20 protein-coding genes are annotated in these 17,966 nt (G+C 70.3%); 12 read left to right on the top strand and 8 right to left on the bottom strand.

The annotated features are described in order from the left end of the window. Window positions 1–117 precede the first annotated feature (117 nt). Complete coding sequence (locus BR07_RS0105335) at window positions 118–618, top strand: DUF2505 domain-containing protein (RefSeq protein ID WP_027504543.1); 501 nt, start codon at window positions 118–120, stop codon at window positions 616–618. Here the strand turns inward: BR07_RS0105335 and menD are convergent. Continuing rightward, window positions 615–2,225 carry a 2-succinyl-5-enolpyruvyl-6-hydroxy-3-cyclohexene-1-carboxylic-acid synthase gene (gene menD / locus BR07_RS0105330; RefSeq protein WP_027504542.1) on the bottom strand — a complete coding sequence of 537 codons (1,611 nt, stop codon included), beginning with the start codon at window positions 2,223–2,225 and terminating at the stop codon, window positions 615–617. The genes BR07_RS0105335 and menD overlap by 4 nt on opposite strands. Before the next feature lie 83 nt (window positions 2,226–2,308). Between menD and BR07_RS0105325 the strand changes: the two genes are divergently transcribed. Continuing rightward, window positions 2,309–2,902: a flavin reductase family protein gene (locus BR07_RS0105325; protein ID WP_027504541.1), complete on the top strand. Its 594-nt coding sequence runs from the start codon at window positions 2,309–2,311 to the stop codon at window positions 2,900–2,902. Further along, entirely contained in the window at window positions 2,899–3,963 is a 1,065-nt protein-coding gene (locus BR07_RS0105320; protein WP_081821116.1) for an AbrB family transcriptional regulator, read from the top strand. Before BR07_RS0105325 ends, BR07_RS0105320 begins: the two co-directional genes overlap by 4 nt. Here the strand turns inward: BR07_RS0105320 and BR07_RS0105315 are convergent. The 4 genes from BR07_RS0105315 to BR07_RS0105300 all read right to left on the bottom strand — a co-directional run bounded on the left by BR07_RS0105315 (window position 3,960) and on the right by BR07_RS0105300 (window position 8,344). After that, window positions 3,960–6,164 carry a glycoside hydrolase family 3 C-terminal domain-containing protein gene (locus BR07_RS0105315; RefSeq protein ID WP_081821115.1) on the bottom strand — a complete coding sequence of 735 codons (2,205 nt, stop codon included), beginning with the start codon at window positions 6,162–6,164 and terminating at the stop codon, window positions 3,960–3,962. The genes BR07_RS0105320 and BR07_RS0105315 overlap by 4 nt on opposite strands. Before the next feature lie 73 nt (window positions 6,165–6,237). Continuing rightward, window positions 6,238–6,681 (bottom strand): DUF6918 family protein, encoded by a 444-nt coding sequence (locus BR07_RS0105310; protein WP_037184699.1) that lies wholly within the window; start codon window positions 6,679–6,681, stop codon window positions 6,238–6,240. Between the two features lie 71 nt (window positions 6,682–6,752). Then, on the bottom strand, window positions 6,753–7,736 hold the full coding sequence (locus tag BR07_RS0105305; protein WP_027504537.1) for an o-succinylbenzoate synthase: 984 nt from the start codon (window positions 7,734–7,736) through the stop codon (window positions 6,753–6,755). Further along, entirely contained in the window at window positions 7,733–8,344 is a 612-nt protein-coding gene (locus tag BR07_RS0105300; protein ID WP_027504536.1) for a PaaI family thioesterase, read from the bottom strand. Before BR07_RS0105300 ends, BR07_RS0105305 begins: the two co-directional genes overlap by 4 nt. A 51-nt stretch (window positions 8,345–8,395) precedes the next feature. Here BR07_RS0105300 and BR07_RS0105295 point away from each other — a divergent pair, with 51 nt between their 5' ends. The 4 genes from BR07_RS0105295 (at window position 8,396) to BR07_RS0105280 (ending at window position 12,085) form a co-directional block, all read left to right on the top strand. Then, window positions 8,396–9,304: a 1,4-dihydroxy-2-naphthoyl-CoA synthase gene (locus tag BR07_RS0105295; RefSeq protein WP_373425200.1), complete on the top strand. Its 909-nt coding sequence runs from the start codon at window positions 8,396–8,398 to the stop codon at window positions 9,302–9,304. A gap of 13 nt (window positions 9,305–9,317) precedes the next feature. Further along, window positions 9,318–9,692, top strand: a complete 375-nt coding sequence (locus BR07_RS0105290; RefSeq protein ID WP_027504534.1) for a VOC family protein — start codon at window positions 9,318–9,320, stop codon at window positions 9,690–9,692. Continuing rightward, window positions 9,685–10,848 (top strand): o-succinylbenzoate--CoA ligase, encoded by a 1,164-nt coding sequence (gene menE, locus BR07_RS0105285; protein ID WP_027504533.1) that lies wholly within the window; start codon window positions 9,685–9,687, stop codon window positions 10,846–10,848. Before BR07_RS0105290 ends, menE begins: the two co-directional genes overlap by 8 nt. A gap of 115 nt (window positions 10,849–10,963) precedes the next feature. Continuing rightward, complete coding sequence (locus BR07_RS0105280) at window positions 10,964–12,085, top strand: GAF domain-containing protein (RefSeq protein WP_155956939.1); 1,122 nt, start codon at window positions 10,964–10,966, stop codon at window positions 12,083–12,085. A gap of 23 nt (window positions 12,086–12,108) precedes the next feature. Here BR07_RS0105280 and BR07_RS23440 read toward each other — a convergent pair whose 3' ends face one another. Continuing rightward, window positions 12,109–12,303 carry a hypothetical protein gene (locus tag BR07_RS23440; protein WP_037184696.1) on the bottom strand — a complete coding sequence of 65 codons (195 nt, stop codon included), beginning with the start codon at window positions 12,301–12,303 and terminating at the stop codon, window positions 12,109–12,111. Window positions 12,304–12,501: 198 nt separating this feature from the next. Here BR07_RS23440 and BR07_RS0105270 point away from each other — a divergent pair, with 198 nt between their 5' ends. Both BR07_RS0105270 and BR07_RS0105265 read left to right on the top strand, forming a co-directional pair. Further along, on the top strand, window positions 12,502–13,371 hold the full coding sequence (locus tag BR07_RS0105270) for a 1,4-dihydroxy-2-naphthoate polyprenyltransferase (protein ID WP_027504531.1): 870 nt from the start codon (window positions 12,502–12,504) through the stop codon (window positions 13,369–13,371). 59 nt (window positions 13,372–13,430) lie between these two features. After that, window positions 13,431–13,913, top strand: coding sequence for an FBP domain-containing protein (locus tag BR07_RS0105265; protein ID WP_027504530.1), 483 nt, complete (start codon window positions 13,431–13,433; stop codon window positions 13,911–13,913). Between the two features lie 18 nt (window positions 13,914–13,931). On the opposite strand, the gene BR07_RS0105260 is transcribed toward BR07_RS0105265, so the two are convergent. Continuing rightward, entirely contained in the window at window positions 13,932–14,324 is a 393-nt protein-coding gene (locus BR07_RS0105260; RefSeq protein WP_027504529.1) for a phage holin family protein, read from the bottom strand. Between the two features lie 75 nt (window positions 14,325–14,399). Between BR07_RS0105260 and pepN the strand changes: the two genes are divergently transcribed. Beyond that, window positions 14,400–16,877, top strand: coding sequence for an aminopeptidase N (gene pepN / locus BR07_RS0105255; RefSeq protein ID WP_027504528.1), 2,478 nt, complete (start codon window positions 14,400–14,402; stop codon window positions 16,875–16,877). On the opposite strand, the gene BR07_RS0105250 is transcribed toward pepN, so the two are convergent. After that, on the bottom strand, window positions 16,857–17,174 hold the full coding sequence (locus BR07_RS0105250) for a DUF4229 domain-containing protein (protein ID WP_027504527.1): 318 nt from the start codon (window positions 17,172–17,174) through the stop codon (window positions 16,857–16,859). The genes pepN and BR07_RS0105250 overlap by 21 nt on opposite strands. Before the next feature lie 168 nt (window positions 17,175–17,342). On the opposite strand from BR07_RS0105250, the gene BR07_RS0105245 reads away from it, so the two are divergent. Together BR07_RS0105245 and BR07_RS0105240 are read left to right on the top strand one after the other, a co-directional pair. Beyond that, window positions 17,343–17,552 carry a BldC family transcriptional regulator gene (locus BR07_RS0105245; protein ID WP_027504526.1) on the top strand — a complete coding sequence of 70 codons (210 nt, stop codon included), beginning with the start codon at window positions 17,343–17,345 and terminating at the stop codon, window positions 17,550–17,552. Window positions 17,553–17,724: 172 nt separating this feature from the next. Further along, entirely contained in the window at window positions 17,725–17,934 is a 210-nt protein-coding gene (locus BR07_RS0105240) for a hypothetical protein (protein ID WP_027504525.1), read from the top strand. Window positions 17,935–17,966: the final 32 nt, after the last annotated feature.

Here is a 17,966-nt window from a genome sequence, read left to right as displayed (position 1 = left end):
GTCGCCACCGGACATCTCGGCACCGGCCGGACTCGGGACGACGGGGTTCACCAGGACAGGCTAGCGACCGCACCACGCAGGACGTCGGCAGCGGTACGCCGAGTAACGTCTCCCGCCATGGGGCGGAAATTCAGTTACACCGAGGACTTCGACGTGACACCGGCGCAGGCGCACTCCGCCTTGACGGACGAAGCGTTGTGGGACAAGCGAACCAAGGAGGTCTCCGACCGGGCCAGCGTGGAGTACTCGCACCGGCCCGACGGCGGCTTCGACGTGGTGATCTCCGAGGGGGTCGGCGCGTCCGTGCTGCCGGGGTTCGTCCGGAAGGTGATTCGCGGCGACCTGGTGATCACGCGCAAGGACAGCTGGGGACCGCTCGAAGGCGACCGTGCGAACGGCACGCTCGAAGGCGGATCGACGGGCTTGACCTCGAAGGTGCGCGGAACGTTCGAACTGGTGCCTCACGGCACCGGATCGCGCCTGACCCTGAAGGGGACGGCCGAGGTGAAGGTCCCGTTCGTCGGCGGCAAGATCGAGGGCATGGTCACCGAGATGATCGGCAAGATGGTGCACTCCGAGAGCAAGCAGGCACGGGAGTACCTCGCCGACAGGGCCTAGAGGGCAGCGCGGATCGAGGCGTGCAGATCGCGGAGGCCGGACCGATCGGTGGTCACCTCGAGCACCCGGGTGCCCTCGGCGTGCCCCGTGAGCAGCTTCGCGAGCTCGTCGGGATCGACCCGCCGGTGCGGGATCCGGTAGGCGGCACACAGCGCCGCGAGGTCCATGCCGTGCGGAGTGCCGAACACGCGCTCGAAGACGCCCGCGTACTGGGGATCACCCTGCTCGAGCAGTTCGAAGATGCCGCCACCGTCGTCGTTCGCGACGACGATGGTGAGGTCTCGCGGTCGGGGCTCCCCGGTGCCGATGAGCAGTCCGGACGCGTCGTGCAGGAACGTCAGGTCCCCCATCAACGCGATGGTGCGGCCGTCGTGTGCCAGCGCAGCGCCCACCGCGGTGGAGACGGTGCCGTCGATGCCCGCCACACCGCGATTGGACAGCACCCGGACGTCTTCCGCCGGGTAGCCGACCAGTGCCATGTCGCGCACCGGATTGGAGGCGCCGAGCACGAGCAGGTCACCCGGCCGACGTGCCGACGACACGGCGGCGGCGACGTGCAGACCCGTTGGAATCGAGAGCGAGTCGAGCTGCCCGCGGACCGCGGCATCGGCCGACTCCGAGGCGTCGGCACAGCGACGCAGCCACTCGGGTGACGGTGTCCCGGTGACCAGCGCGCGCGTTCCGGTCGCCACGACGTTGCCCGAGACGTCGGGCCAGCGGGGTCCGGTGGTGAGAGCGATGACGGAGACGGCCGGGTCGGCCAGCACCTTCGAGACCTGACGATGCAGCGTGGGACGCCCGGTGATGATGGCCTGGCGCGGCGACAGCGCACCGAGCGCGAGCGGGTTGAGCGGGTGGCCGTGCAGGGGCGCGGTCGGCTCGGCGACCGTCGGCAGCCCGGCGAGTTCCGGCCGATAGGCGGCGCCGTGTCCGGAGATGACGACGGTGTCCACCGAGAGGTCCAGGTCCACCGGAACGTCGAGCGTCGCGTACTGCGTGGTGGTCCACGGGGAGCCGTCGGGACGTCCCTCCGGGGCGGGGCGGGAGTCGGCCGGGTCGGGCGTGAGGGGCTCACGCAGCGGCATGTCGAAGTGGACCGGGCCGGCGTTGCCCGAGCGCGTACCGCGTGCGGCAGCCAGGACGCGGCACACGGCCGACCGCCACTGGCTGTTGACCTGGTCGGACTCCTCGGCGAGACCGAGGCTGATGGTCGCGCGCACCTGACCCGCGAACAGGCCGAGTTGCTCGACCGTCTGGTTGGCGCCGGTGCCGAGCATCTCGTAGGGGCGGTTGGCGCTGAGCACGACCAGCGGAATGCGGGCGTAGTTGGCCTCGAGGACGGCGGGTCCGAGATTGGCGACGGCGGTGCCGGACGTCATCACGACCGGGACGGGTCGGCGGCCGGACACGGCCAGTCCGATGGCGAGGAAGCCGGCGGTGCGTTCGTCGATGCGCATGTGCAGGCGGACGCGACCGGCACGGTCGGCGGCCTCGAGCGCGAACGCGAGCGGCGCGTTGCGCGATCCGGGGCACAGCACGACGTCCTGGACGCCGCCGCGGATCATCTCGTCGACGACGACGGCGGCTTGAGAGGTGGACGGATTCACCATTTCAGAGTGTCACAGATGCCGGACCTGCCTGAATGATCGGCCGGCCTCCAGGGCGCGCGCGGCCCTGGCACGATGAACCGGTGCGCACACACTTCGATCCGCAGACCATGGACGCCGGCGACTATTACAAGCTTCTCACCACGTCAGTGGTGCCCAGACCCATCGCGTGGGTGTCGACGGTCTCCGCGGACGGCGTACCGAACCTGGCGCCGTACAGCTTCTTCTCCGTCTCCTCCAGCGCACCCGCCGTGGTGCAGTTCACGTCGGTCGGCCGTAAGGACAGCCTGCGGAACATCGAGGAGACGGGCGAGTTCGTCGTCAACCTCGCCACCGAGTCGTTGTTCGAGCAGATCAATCAGACGTCCGCGAACTACGACGCCTCGGTGAGCGAGTACACCGCGGTCGACCTCGAGAGCGAGCCCAGTGAGACCGTCCGCCCGCCGCGCGTCGTCGCGTCCCCGCTCTCGATCGAGGCGACGCTCCACCAGGTGGTCGAGGTGGGCAACTCGTTCGTCGTCATGGGCGCGGTCACGATGATCACGGTGCGTCCGGAGTTCCTCGCGGAGGACGGGTTGCCCGACTTCGGCGCCCTCGCACCGCTGAGCCGGCTCGGCCGCGACGAGTGGGGCATGCCCCCGGCCGTGCGACGAATCCAGCGCCCCGACAGGCCTTGAGTCCGGATCGGGTCCCGTTCGACCGCTCGCGCGCGGTGCGCTGGGCCTCGCTCGCTCTGGCGACCGTCGTCGTCGCCGTCCTGGCGGAGCGGGTCGGCGTTCCGTCGGCCGCGCTGTTCGTCGCGCTCGCCGTGGCGACGGTGTTCGCGTTGTGCGGATGGGGCCCGGGGAAGGTTCCGCGCACCGCGTCGATGGGCGCGCAGGCCGTGCTCGGCGTCGAGATCGGCACCCTGCTCGATCGGGACACGATGTCCTCGCTGGGGTCCGACTGGATCTGGGTGGTGGTCGTCTCGCTCGGCACCCTGGTGCTGTCCATCGCGGCCGGCGCTCTCCTCGGACTGCATCGTGACCTCGACGCCACCACCGGCGCCCTCGCACTCGTGGCCGGGGGTGCGTCCGGCATGGTCGCGATCGCCCGTGATCTGGGCGGCGACGAGCGGGTGGTCGCCGTGGTGCAGTACGTCCGGGTGCTCTTGGTCACCGCGTCGCTACCGTTCGTCGCCACGGTGGTCTTCTCGGCGGACACCGGACAGGGCGGATCACTCGACACCGCCTCCGCCCCGCTCTGGACGGACGCGCTCTTCATCGCGGTGTGCCTGCTGGTGGGCATCCCGCTGGGCCGACTTATCCGCCTGCCCGCACCCGCCCTGCTCGGACCGTTGCTGATCTCCGGTGCCGCGGACCTGCTGGGGTGGACGGGCGACGCCGGCGTGCCGTTTCTGCTGCTCCAGCTCGTCTACATCGTCATCGGGTGGCAGGCCGGCCTGCAGTTCACCCTCAACAGCCTGAAGTCCATCGGCCGCATCATCCCGTGGGCAGTACTGCTGATCATCGCCATCGCGGTGGGCTGCGCGCTGCTCGGCCTGATCCTGGTGGGCACCACCGGTATCACCCCGTACGAGGCCTACCTCGCCACGACGCCGGGCGGTATCTACGCGGTGCTCGCGCTGGCGGCGGCGAGCAGCGTGAACGTGACCTTCGTCGTGGCGGCCCAGGTGCTCCGGGTGTTCATGATGCTGCTGGTGGTCCCGCTGTTCACCCGGGCACGCGGGCGCGGTTAGCCGTTCGCGTCCTGCACGAGCCGCGCGACGACATCGGGTGTCAGGGTTCCGTCGCCGAAGGCCACCATGCGGGCGAGCGGGACGCTCGACAGGAAGACTGCCGTCTCCGGATTGCCCATCATCGCCTGTGCCACCGACGGTCCGTCGCCGTCGTCGACGGCCGCCCGCAGCAGGTCACCGCCGCGCGGATCGTCCAGCCACTCGGTGACGGTCGACTCGGCCGTCAACGGCAGGCGGACGTCGTCGCCCGTCACGGAGACGATCGCGACGCTCCGGAGATCGCGCGACGATGCCGCCGCGGCCACGACGTACTCGCCCGGCGCCACGATCCAGGACGACACCCGGGTGTCCCAGTACGCCAGGTCGGCACGCCGGACGGTGAGAGTCACGGTCTCGGTCGCACCCGCGACGATCTCGACCGACTCGAACGCCGCGAGCTCACGCGGAACACGGTGCGCGTCCTCGTCGGGCGCGGACACGTAGATCTGCACGACTTCCCGGCCGTCCCGGTCCCCGGTGTTGGTCACCGGCACCGTGACGTCGATGCCGTGCTCCCCCACCGTCGCGGTCACGTCGCCGTACTCGAACGTCGTGTACGACAGGCCCCACCCGAAGGGGTACGACACGTCGGTCTCGCGCGCATCGAAGCCGCGGTAGCCCACGTGGATGCCCTCGCCGTAGCGGACGACCCCGTGCTCACCGGGGAAGTCCAGGTAGGACGGGTGGTCCTCGAGCCGGAGCGGAACGGTCTCCGCGAGCCGTCCCGACGGGTTCACGACGCCGAACAGCACGTCGGCGATCGCTCCGCCGCCGGCCTGTCCCAGCAGCCACGTCTCGAGGATCGCGGGGACGTCGGTGTCCCACGGAGACGTCAGGACCACGCCGCCGTTCGACAGCACCACCACGGTGTTCTCGTTCACCGCGCGCACTCGCTCGACCAGGGCCAGATGGCCTTCCGGCAGCGTCAGCGTGGTGCGGTCCATGCCCTCGGTCTCGGGGTCGTTGCCGACGAAGACGAGGGCGATGTCGTGCGTGCGAGCGAGCTCGACGGCCTCGTTCAGCAGTCCGTCGTCGGCGTCGGTCTCCTCGGTCGACGCGTGGTCGGCGTCGTACCCGGGCGCGAACGCCACCTCGCCCTGCGCGGCAGCGGTGATCGCCGACAGCGCGTCGTCCAACCGGGTCGGGGTGATCTGCGAACTACCGCCGCCCTGGTAGCGCGGGGTGCGGGCGATCTCACCGAGCACGGCGATCGATCCGGAACCCGGTGCGAGGGGCAGCAGACCGTCGTTCTTCAGCAGGACGATCGCCCGGCTCGCGATCTCCCGGGCCAGCGCGTGGTGGGCATCGTGATCGACGTCCACGGAACCGCTCGCGTCCTGCGCGCGCTCGACCAGTGCGCGCACGCGGGCCGCCGCCGTCTCCAGAGCGCCCGGATCGAGCGCACCGGACTCCGCCGCGTCGGCGACCCGCTGGTCACCGGCAGCGTCGGGTCCGGGCATCGTCAGGTCGAGGCCCGCGGCGATCGAGTCGACCCGGTCCACGACGGCGCCCCAGTCGGACACGACGGCGCCCTCGAAACCCCACTCGCCGCGCAGCACGTCCGTCAGTAGCCACCGGTTCCGCGAGGCGTGGACGCCGTTGATGCGGTTGTAGGAGCACATGACGGTCCACGGCTGCGCCTGCTCCACCACACGCTGGAACGCCCGGAGGTAGATCTCGCGCAGGGTGCGTTCGTCCACCTCTGCGCTCACGCGCATGCGGTCGGTCTCCTGGCTGTTGACCGCGAAGTGCTTGAGCGAGGTGCCGACACCCCGGCTCTGCACGCCCTGCACGTAGGCGGCGGCGAGCGTGCCCGTGAGCAACGGGTCCTCCGAGAAGTACTCGAAGTTGCGGCCACCGAGCGGGCTGCGCTTGATGTTGATGCCGGGTCCCAGCAGGACGGACACGTCCATCGACCGGGCCTCGGTGGCCAGCGCCTCTCCCATCCGCCGCAGCAGGTCGGGATCCCAGGTACTCGCGGTGGCGGTGGCCGGCGGGAAGCACGTCGCGGGTCGTCCGGAGAACATGTCGCTGTCGCTCGCCTGCATCCGCACGCCGTGCGGGCCGTCGGTCAGCGTGATCGCCGGGAGCCCGTCCTGCTGCTCGGTGCTCCAGAAGTTGCGTCCACTGGTGAGGGCTGCGAGATCGTTGCGTGGAGTCATGGCTCCATCATCGACGATCCGGCCCTCCGTGCGCCTTTCGCGCATCCGGGGATACGCGAAAGGCGCACGGGGGTCAGGCTGCGTACTTCTGCACCAGGGCGCCGACGCGCGGGAGAGCCTCGGTGACGTTCTTCTTCGCCGACGGGCGGAGCGAGGAGTACGCCTTCTTGATGGTCGACTTGCTGGTCTCGTCGATGCGCGCGTCGGTGACGGACAGCAGCGCGTCGGACGCCTCGTCACCGTTCGCGGCGAGGAACTCACCGAACGTGCCGGTCGGCGCGGCCTGGTACCGCTGCCAGAACGGGTCGAGCTTCTCGACGAAGCTCGGCCACAGCTTGGCGACCGCATCGTCGACGACGCTGGGGCTCACCTTCTTCACGGCGCCGTATCCGCCCTTGACCGCCAGGCCGGAGGCGCCCTTCTTGTCGGAGACCTCGGCGTCGATCAGCGCGCGGACGTCCGCGCGCACGGCCGGTGCGGTGTTCTCGTCGAGGAGGGTGGTCTGCAGTGATGCCACGGAAAACAATCCTGTCGTTTGGAGTCGGGCGCAAACGCCGTTCTCGGAGAAGGTTTCTGGTCGGCGCGACCCTACAACAGAGCGAGGGGATGGCACCGGGCGAGACGCTCCAGCCACCACGTCCGCCGATCGTCCGGGGCGGCGAGCTCGCGAAGTCGATCCGCATCGGGGACCACGGTGTCGACCCGCAGACGACCGTCGACGAGTGCTCGCGGCTCGGCCACGTCGGTGACGAACAGTGCGCCGGTGCCCAGGCCGCACGCGGCACTCGACGGCAGGGCCGCCGCCGCAGCGAGTCCCGCGGACATGCCGATCGCCGAGTCGAGGGCGCTCGACACGACCACGGGGACGCCGTACTGCGCCAATTCCTCGGCGAGCCGCAGCACCGCCCGCATCCCGCCCAGCGGCGGCACCTTGACGACGGCCACGTCGGCGGCCCCGGCCCGCACCACGCGCAGCGGGTCCTCGGCTCGCCGGATGCTCTCGTCGGCGGCGATCGACACTCCGCGCACGCGTCTGCGCACCTCGGCGAGTTCCTCGACCGTCGCGCAGGGCTGCTCCGCGTACTCGAGGTCACCGTTCTCGGTGAGGGCGCGCAGGGCCGTCTCGGCCTCGTCGACCGTCCAGCCCCCGTTGGCGTCGACACGCACGGTGGGGACGAGCGCCCGGACCGCCTCGACTCGTGCGACGTCGTCGTCGAGGGTCTGGCCCTTCTCGGCGACCTTGACCTTCGCCGTGCGCGTGCCGGGATAGCGCGCGAGCACGGCGGGCACCTCGGCGGCGGGCACCGCGGGCACGGTGGCGTTGACCTCGACGTGGTCCCGCACCGGATCGGGCGCGCCCTGCCACGCCATCTCGATGCCGGCACGCAGCCATGCCGACGCCTCGGCGTCGTCGTACTCGGGGAAGGCGCCGAACTCGCCCCATCCGGCGGGTCCGGAGAACACCAGTACCTCCCGCGTCGTGATGCCGCGGAACCGGGTGCGCATGGGCAGCGACAGCACGTGGGCCGACGCGACGATCTCGTCGAGCCCGGGAGCGGGTGCCGCCGTCACTGCTGGCCGGGGAGCAACTGCACCATGAGGGCGTTGCTCTCGGCGACGAGCGTGCCGTCCTGCTTGGTCAACCGGGCCTCGATGAACGTCTTGCGGCCCTCGACCTTCGTCACGTGCCCCTCGGCGACGAGCTGCTCGTTCAACGGGGTCACGGCGCGGTAGTCGATGTGCAGGAAAGCGGTGCGGCTGATCGGGCGACCGTACGCGTGCTGGATCAGCCCGAAGAGGTCGTCGAACAGCAACGGCAGCGTGCCGCCGTGGGCTGCGCCGTTGCCGCCGAGATGGAACCGGCGGAACACACCGGTGGACCGCACGCCCTCGGCGCCGTATTTCTCGATGGTCCACGGCAGCATCAGCAGACTGCCGCGGCCCGGGAGCTCCAGCGCGCGGCCCGCCGGAGACAGACCCTCCGGCACCACGTACGGCGCCATGGTCGCAGCGAGTTTCTCCGCCTGGTCGGCGGCCAGGGCGAGCTGGTCGTCCGGCAGGTCCGTGGACACCGCGAGGTCCTGGACGGTGCGCAACGCCTCGATCAACCGGCCGTAGTCCGGCGGCGGCGTGGCCCTGGTGAACTTCGGGAATCCGCCGTGGGGGGAATCGTCGGTCATCGGACGACGGTAACGCGGAGTCCGATTCGGTCCGTCGTTAGGCTGTCGAGGGTGACCGATCAGACCTCGCCGTTCCAGCCCGAGCAGTGGACCGCGGTCCCCGGCTTCGAGGACCTGGTGGACATCACGTACCACCGCCACGTCACCGACGGCACCGTGCGCATCGCGTTCGATCGCCCCGAGGTACGCAACGCCTTCCGCCCCGGCACCGTCGACGAGCTGTACCGCACGCTCGACCACGCCCGGATGACCTCCGACGTCGGCGCCGTCCTCCTCACGGGCAACGGGCCCAGCGAGAAGGACGGCGGGTGGGCCTTCTGTTCCGGCGGCGACCAGCGCATCCGGGGGCGGTCCGGCTACCAGTACGCCAGCGGCGACACGGCCGAGACCGTGGACCGGGCGCGCGCGGGACGGCTCCACATCCTCGAGGTGCAGCGCCTGATCCGCACGATGCCCAAGGTCGTGATCTGCCTCGTCAACGGGTGGGCCGCGGGCGGCGGACACAGCCTGCACGTGGTCTGCGACCTGACTCTGGCGAGCCGGGAACACGCCCGCTTCAAGCAGACCGACGCCGACGTGGGCAGCTTCGACGGCGGATACGGCAGCGCGTACCTGGCGAAGATGGTGGGGCAGAAGTTCGCTCGCGAGATCTTCTTCCTCGGTGACACCTACACCGCCGAGGACATGCACCGGATGGGTGCTGTGAACAAGGTGGTCGATCACGCCGACCTCGAGACCGTCGCCATCGAGTGGGGGCGCACGATCAACGGCAAGTCCCCGCAGGCGCAGCGAATGCTCAAGTACGCGTTCAATCTTCAGGACGACGGGCTGGTGGGGCAGCAGCTGTTCGCGGGCGAGGCGACGCGGTTGGCCTACATGACCGACGAGGCCGTGGAGGGTCGCGACTCGTTCCTCGAGAAGCGTGAGCCGGACTGGTCTCCCTACCCCTGGTACTTCTGAGAGGCGACCGACGATGGAGGTGCTGGCGAGCCGGATCATCCTGCGGCCGAGAAACGTCGACGAGACCCTGAGCTTCTATCGGGACCGGTTGCGGCTCGGCATCTTCCGCGAGTATCCCGGTGGGGTGGTGTTCTTCGCGGGGCAGTCGCTGATCGAGGTGGCCGGACACGGCGAGCCGACGGCGGGGGCGGGGGCGGGGGCGACGATTCTGCTGCAGGTGCGTGACGTCGAGGCGGCACGCGCCGAGCTCGAGGCGGCGGGCGTCGAGATCGTGCGGCCCCCGCAGACCGAGCCCTGGGGACTGACGGAGATGTGGATCGCCGACCCCGACGGCACGCGCGTCGTCGTGGTCGAGGTTCCGCCCGACCACCCGCAACGCCGTGGCTGATCTGACCGTCCTCCCGGTGCCCAGCGGAGACGCGGTGCTGGGTCTGCTGCCGCGACTGCGCGCCGTGCTCGACGGCACCGCCGAGCCGGTCCTGCCGGTCCCCGCCGACGACGATCGTGAGCGTCGACGCCTCGCCGACGCGCTGTCACCGGGCACTCCCGCGGAGCCGGGTACCGCGATGGTGCTCGCGACGTCCGGGTCGACGGGAACCCCGAAGGGAGCCCTGCTCGGGGCGGCCGCACTTCGGGCCAGCGCCGCCGCCACCCATACCCGGCTGGGTGGGCCGGGACAGTGGTTGCTCGCGCTGCCGGCCCATCACATCGCCGGGATGCAGGTGGTGCTGCGCTCCCTCGCCGCCGGCCACGAACCCGCGGTGGTGGACGTGTCGACGGGATTCGACCCCGCGCACCTCGTCCGCGCGGTCGCGTCGATGAGCGGGCCCCGGCGCTACACCTCCCTCGTCCCCACCCAGATGGTGAAGGCGCTCGATCGTCCGGACGCCGTCGCGGCGCTCGCGTCCCTCGACGCCGTTCTGCTCGGCGGGGCCGCGACCCCGGCTCCCGTGCTCGACCGCGCACTCGCTGCGGGGATCACCGTGGTCCGCACCTACGGGATGAGCGAGACCTGCGGCGGGTGCGTCTACGACGGCGTTCCCCTGGACGGCGTGACCGTCGGCCTCGAGGCGGACGGCCGGGTGCGCCTCGGCGGACCCACACTGGCGAACGGTTACCGCCGAATGCCTGATCACCCGGCGTTCGCCGAGGCGGGGTGGTTCCGCACCGATGATCTCGGACGCCTGCAGGGCGACCGTCTGCAGATTCTCGGGAGGGCCGACGACGCCATCACCACGGGCGGACTCACCGTCGTACCGCGAGTGGTGGAAGACGCCGTCGCGGGGATCGACGGGGTCTCCGAGTGCGTCGTGGTCGGCGTTCCCGATCCGCGCCTGGGCGAACGGGTGGGCGCACTGGTGGTGCTGCGGCCCGGTGTCGAGCTGTCGCCGGAGTCTCTCCGGGCGGCCGTCGCCGACGCGCTCGGCCCTGCCGCGGCACCCCGGCAGGTGCTGTTCGTGGACGCGCTCCCGGCCCGCGGCCCGGGCAAGGTGGACCGCGCGGCCGCGCGAACGACGCTGGTCGCGTGTAGTCCGACCGAATGACATCTTCCCCCGCACGCCGAGGGGCGAGCCGCCCGAGACCGTGACGGTGAGTAAGGTCCTCCCGGTACATCCGGGTCGGGGGCTTGGTTGTTCGTGGGTTCGGAGGACAGTGACGATGGCGAGGCAGGCGACGGGAGCAGCTCCCGACGCGCACGACGGCTGGATCGTCGTGGAGACACTCGCCGAACCGCCCGACGGCGATGCCGGTCCCGTGGGGACCGTCGTCGCCAAGGACGGTCGGGCGAAGGACTGGACGGCGCTCTCCCGCGCGGTCGGCAGCAAGCGCATCGCGGACGCGGCGCGTGCGATGACCGCGTTCGTCGCGACCAGCGGCGAGGACGCGGCCGAGACCGTGCCGGGACTGAACGGTCCGCTGCGGGCCGTCGCGGTACCGGGTCCCCGGAAGGCCGTCCACGGTGTGATGCTGTACGCCGGTGACGATTCCGACGCACCGCCGCCCCTCGTCGTCGGCTACGACTGGTCCTCGTCACGTCGACAGTTCGCGTTCACGCCCGGCATCGCCGGCGTCACGGGCCGGGAGCCGGCATCGAAGCTCGCCGCACCGGCATTCGAGCTGTTCGACCACGCGGACGACGCCGACAGCGCGATGTATCTCCTCGTCGCTCTGCTCGACGCGGAACCCGGAACCCGCTGGGACGGCACCGTGGCGCTGCGTACCCCGCGCGGTGCCCGGCCCCTGCGCAATGCGGTGCGGACGGTGCTCGACACCTCGTCCGCCGACGACGCCAGCCGGTACGTCGACACCGTGTCGCACGCGTTGGCGATCTCGCTCCGCGCGGACGAACTCGTGGTGGCCGGACCGTCGGTCGAGGCGTTCGCGCTGCGGTCGCTGACGCGCAACTCCCCCACCGCGATCGCCCTCATCGACACCGAGCGCGTGCGCGTCGTGCGGTGGCTGACGGATCCGGTGGAGAACATCCTGTGGAAAGGGCAGGTCGATCAGCGCGACACCCCGCACCCCTCGGACATCGCCCGCATCGTGTCGGCCTATCGGCAGATGCACGAGTGGGCGGACCATCGCACCGAGATCCCCGGCGTTCGTCTGCGCCGTGTCGACGGCGGGTGGACCGTCGTCGACCTACGGGCGACACGTGTTCCGGGACAACGGTTCCTGATGGTGGAATTCCAACCGGTCGGATTCTCCGACGAGGACGATCCCGTCCCGCCCACCGACACCGGGTACCCGGGTCGTGGGCCGCGCAGACGGTCCAGCTGAGCCTCTTCTGGGGCTCGAGCGTGTCAGGTTCGCGGCATACCGCACCGGGCGGCGAGGCAGCGCTCGAGATCTTCGGTGACCGCCCAGGCCGTGTCGAGGTCACCGCCGAGCAGCAGGGACCGCTGACGCAGTGTGAGCGCGCGGATGGCGCGGTCGAGTTCGACGTCCGTCATGGCCGCGACGGCGTCGTCGATCGTGGAACTGGTGATGTCGTCCATCGTTCATCCCCGGGGTGCGACAGGTGAACCGATCGAAGGACCGGTTCCGCATTCGTGTGCCACGTTCACGGCCGACGGCGACAAGCCTGTGAGAAACCCCCGAGGTCGAGGGCGCATCCGGAGTGTACGCCGGGAGCGGTGGGCCTCACAACACGACCGCGCGGGGCCGCATCGGCACGCGTAGGCAATGATCCACACATGGCGACAGCATCCCAGTGGCTCGAAGGCGCACGGCCGCGCACACTTCCGAACGCGATCGCACCGGTCGTGGCCGCGGCGGGTGCGGCAGCGGCGGCCGGCGACGTGACGTGGTGGAAGGCCCCGGTGGCACTGCTCGTGTCGGTCGCCCTCATCGTCGGCGTGAACTTCTCCAACGACTACTCCGACGGCATCCGCGGAACCGACGACGACCGCGTCGGACCGATCCGCCTCGTCGGCTCCCGGCTGGCGACGCCGTCGGCCGTCCGCGGCGCGGCCGTGGCGTGCTTCGCACTCGCTGCCGTCGCGGGGCTCGTCCTCGCCCTGACGACGGCCTGGTGGCTGGTTCTCGTCGGTGTCGTGTGCATCGCAGGAGCCTGGTACTACACGGGCGGATCGAAGCCCTACGGCTACAGCGGCCTCGGAGAGATCGCCGTCTTCGTCTTCTTCGGCCTCGTCGCCGTGCTCGGCACCCAGTTCGTGCTCACCGATCGCGTCGACCTCGTGGGACTCGCGTGCGCCGTCGCGATGGGCTGCTTCTCGAGCGCCGTCCTGGTGGCCAACAACATCCGCGACATTCCCACCGACACCGAGGCGGGCAAGCTCACCCTCGCGGTCCGGCTGGGCGACGCCCGGAGCCGCGGTCTGCACGCCGCGCTGCTCGGCGTGCCGTTCCTCGTCAGCCTGCTGCTGCTCCTGCACTCGCCGTGGGCCGTGCTGGGCGTCGTCGCCTTCCCGTTGGCCTGGCGTGCCAACGCCCCCGTCCGCACCCGGCAGCAGGGCCTCGCGCTCATTCCGGCTCTGCGCGACTCGGGTCTCGCGATGCTCGTCTGGGCGGTGGCGACCACCGTCGGCCTGCTGCTCGGATAGTCGCGGCGCGACGGGTAATTCCGTTGCCGACGGTCATGATCTCCCTCTACGGTCGTCCCATGGACCCCGTGACCGAACCCGAGATCCGGGCATCGTTCGTCAACTGCTCGAAGGGCGAGGCGAAGCGCATCCCCGTCCCCACCGATCTGGACCGTCGCCCGTGGGACGACCTGGACTTCCTCGGCTGGAGCGACCCCGCGTATCCGGGCCGCAGCTTCCTCGTCGTGCCGACCGCGGATCGGCTCGTCGGAGTCGCCCTGCGTTCGGAGAGCAGTTCGCGCCGGTCTCAGATGTGCAGCATCTGCACCACCGGGCATCAGAACGGCGGCGTCACGCTGATGGTGGCGCGCAAGACCGGTGAGTCCGGCCGCCGCGGCAACACCGTCGGCACCTACCTGTGCTCGGACCTGGCCTGCTCGCTGTACGCGCGACGGATCAAGACCCCGACTCTGGGACGGCAGTACCGCGACGACACCCCGGTCGAGGAGCGCGTCGGCAAGCTTCGCGAGACCATCACGGCATTCGTGGCGCGGCTGGACTGACCGCGGTCGGCGGCAGCCTCAGCGGCGCGCCGATCGCCGGTCCGGCACCAGTCCACCGAGAACCCAGTTGACGATGGACACGATCACCGCGCCCCAGAAGGCGGACCCGAAACCGTCGACGGTGAGCCCGTACCCGGTGCTCTCGGTGATGGCGGCGGTGAGCAGCAGCATCAACGCGTTGATCACCAACAGGAACAGCCCGAGGGTCAGCACGATGAGGGGCAGCGACAACAACTGCACGATCGGCTTGACCAAGGCGTTGATCACGGTGAACACGGCGGCGATCCCGATCAGCACCACCAGGTCCCAGCCCTGCCCGCGCCCCGAACTCGCGATCGAGATGCCGTCCACCCAGGACGCCGCCAGCCAGATCGCGAACGCCGTGACGATCAATCTGAGCACCAGAATCATGCGCCCCATGATGGCACGGGTCGCCGCGACGGTGGTGTGTCGCGAGCCGCGCCTCCGGTGGTGTTGCATGAAGGTGTGAGTACCGCGAACCTGACCCGCGCCGAGACCGCCGACCGCGCCCGGGTGGTGTCCGACGTGCGATACGACGTGGCGCTGGACCTGACCGAGGCACGGACCCGAGCCGAGTTCGGCACCGTCACCACCGTGAGCTTCGCGGCCACCGCGTCGTCGACGTGGATGGACTTCCTCGGTGCCGGCGTGGACCGCGTGATCGTCAACGACCACGAACAGGAGGTGCAGTACGACGGTGCGCGGGTGCTGCTGCGTGATCTCGGGAGCCGCAACACCGTGCGCATCCACGCCCGCGGCTGGTACAGCCGCACCGGTGAGGGCCTGCACCGATTCGTCGATCCGGCGGACGGCGAGACCTACCTCTACACGCAGTACGAGCCCGCCGACGCGCGGCGCGTCTTCGTGAACTTCGAGCAGCCGGACCTCAAGGGACCGTTCGTCTTCCGGGTGAGCGCACCGGACGAGTGGACGGTGCTGTCGAACGAGCGGGTGGAGGAGACCACCACCGACGACGCAGGGTCGTCCACCCGTGTCTTCGCCGCCACGCAGCCGATCTCCACGTACATCACGGCCGTCGTCGCGGGCCCGTACCACCGCGCCACGTCGGAGTACCGCCGCGGCGACCTCACCATCGAACTCGGCGCGTGGTGCCGTGCGTCGCTCGGCGAGCACCTCGACCACGACGACATCTTCGACGTCACGCGCGCCGGGCTCGACTTCTTCCACGATGCGTTCGAGTTCCCCTACCCCTTCGGGAAGTACGACCAGGTGTTCGTGCCCGAGTACAACCTCGGCGCCATGGAGAACCCCGGCTGCGTCACGTTCACGGAGTCGTACGTGTTCCGCAGCGCGGCCACCCGAGCGCAGTACGCACGGCGCGCGAACACGATCCTGCACGAGATGGCGCACATGTGGTTCGGCGATCTGGTGACCATGCAGTGGTGGGACGACCTGTGGCTCAAGGAGTCCCTCGCCGACTACCTGGGCGCGTACGCCTCGGTCGCGGCCACCCGGTTCACCGACGCGTGGGTGTCGTTCGCCCTGCGCCGCAAGGCCTGGGCCTACTCGCAGGACCAGCTCCCGACCACCCACCCCGTCGTCGCCGACATCGTCGACCTCGAGGCGGCCAAGCTCAACTTCGACGGCATCACCTACGCCAAGGGCGCCAGCGTGATCAAACAACTCGGGGCCTTCGTCGGTGACGAGGCCTTCTTCGAGGGCGCCCGCGCGTACTTCCGCGCTCGGGCCTTCGGGACGGCCACCCTGCGCGACCTTCTCGACGCCCTGGCCGCACCGGCCGGTCGGTCGCTCGACGACTGGTCGGCCGCCTGGCTCGAGACCACCGGCGTGTCGACCGTGCTGTACGACCGCACCAGAGGTGTTCTCACGCAGACGGATCCGCGTCCTCAGCGGTTGGACATCGCGTGCCTGTCGCCGCACGAGAACGGCCACCTCGTCGATGCGGAACCGATCTCGGTGCACATCACCGACGCGGAGACACCGCTCGCGCTGCCCGATGCCGCGGTGATCCTGCCGAACGACGGCGATCTCACGTACGCGAAGGTGCGCCTGGACGCGCGGTCGATGGAGTCGACGATGCAGTCGGTGGACCGCATCCCCGACGACCTGCGCCGCGCGCTGGTGTGGTCCTCCTGGTGGAACGCGACGCGTGATGCCGAACTGCCTGCGCAGACGTACGTCGATCTCGCCGTCCGCTTCGCACCCACCGAGTCGCATCCGGCCGTGCTCGGATCGATTCTCGCGGACACCGCGGTCGCGGTGGAGCACTACGCCGCGGACCGGGACGGTGTCCGGCAGCGGTGGACCGCGACGGCGGCCGAGCAGCTCGCCGGGGCGCCGGCCGGGTCGGACGCGCAGCTCGAGTGGTTCCGGGCGTTCTCCGCCGCGGCGTCACACGACCCGTCGCACGCCGGAAGGGTGCGCGCGTTGCTCTCCGGCGAGGACTCCGTCGACGGTCTCGAACTGGACGCCGAGCAGCGCTGGGTCCTGTGGTTCGCCCTGTCGGCGACCGGTCACACCGACGAGGCCGAGCTGGCGACGGTGCTCGAGTCCGACCGCACGGGGGCCGGTGAGGTGCAGTACGCCGCCGCGGTGGCGGCGCAGCCCGTCGCGTCGGTGAAGGAGGCGACCTGGGCCGCCCTGACCGGTTCGGACGCCCTGAGCAACGAGCGGGTGGGGGCGCTGATCCGCGGCTTCACCGCCGGACCGTCACGCACGCTGATCGAGCGCTTCGACGAGCAGTACTACGCCCTGCTGGAGACCTTCTGGCGGGAGCGGAGCATCGAGATCGCTCGACGACTCGTCATCGGGCTCTTCCCGTCGGCCGCCCACAGCGAGGACGCCGATCGCTGGCTCTCGGGTCACCCGGACGTACCCGCGGCTCTGCGACGGTGCGTGATCGAGCAGCGCGACCACCTGGCCCGCGCACTCGCCGCACGGTCACTCTCCGCGCAGGCGTGAGTGCAGATCCTCGCGGTCGCGGCGACGCTTCTCGTCGACGGCGGCGATGTCCTCGTTGACGCGTCGGCGCAGTCCCTTGAAGAGCACGAGCGACAGGGGGAACGCGACGACCAGGGCGAACACCATGGCGATCAGCAGCGGCACGGTCACCCCGACCAGCGCGGCACCGAAGTAGATGACGGCCGCGACCACAGCGATGAGACCGAGCCGGGCGGCGGTGTAGAGGCCGAGATCGCGGACCAGTCGGCCCTTCGCCGACCCGCTCGGGGTGCTGCCGGTGGGGATGGGATCGGTCATGGACACAGATTACCGGAGCCGTTCGACGTATCCGATTTGTCCATTACCTCCCCTTTACCAACATTAGAAGAGTCGAGTACCCGGGGGTCTCGGTGCCACCATGGGAAACGGATGCGGACATACAGCCGCATTCGACCGAGATGAAGACTGTGTCCCTGGAGGATCGCGATGAGTGCACCGGCTTACACCCCCACGCAGGAGAACCTGCTCACCCCCGGCCAGGTGGCCGCACTCTTCCATGTCGATCCGAAGACCGTCACGCGCTGGGCCCACGCCGGCCGGCTCGGATCGCTCCGCACTCCCGGCGGCCACCGTCGCTTCCGCGAGTCCGAGGTCATGCAGCTCCTGACCTCGCTCACCACCGAGGCGAACCGCTGATCACGCGTCACCCCTAGAGCGCCACCCACTCGTCACCGAGTCGACCATCGGTCGCCACTCGCGGTGTTCGTGCCGGACACCAGTGCGTGCGAGCAGATTCTCAGGATCTTGCGAGCTCGACTCGAGTGCCCCGGCGCTCCGCCACGACTACGCTCGGTAGTGGAGGTGCGTGATGATCTATGTTCTGGCTCTGATCGGGCTCGTGGTCGTGATCGTGCTCCTCTGGAAGTCTTTCGGCCCCGAGACCGGGGCACCCAGAGGACGCGTCACCGGACCGGACGACGACCCGGAGTTCCTGTGGAAGATCAGGAACAACCCTGCACGTGATCGTGGCAACGGTCCCGAGCGTCCCGATGCGGGAACGCCCGGTTCCGTCGACTGAGTCCCGTCACGCGGTGCGGTGCGGTGCAGCGG

Origin of the sequence: Rhodococcus sp. UNC23MFCrub1.1 (genome assembly GCF_000686025.1) — a bacterium.
In the GTDB taxonomy this organism is placed as follows: Bacteria; Actinomycetota; Actinomycetes; order Mycobacteriales; family Mycobacteriaceae; genus Rhodococcoides.
Note: the sequence above shows the minus strand (reverse complement) of the source record. Positions and strands in the feature narration are given on the sequence as shown.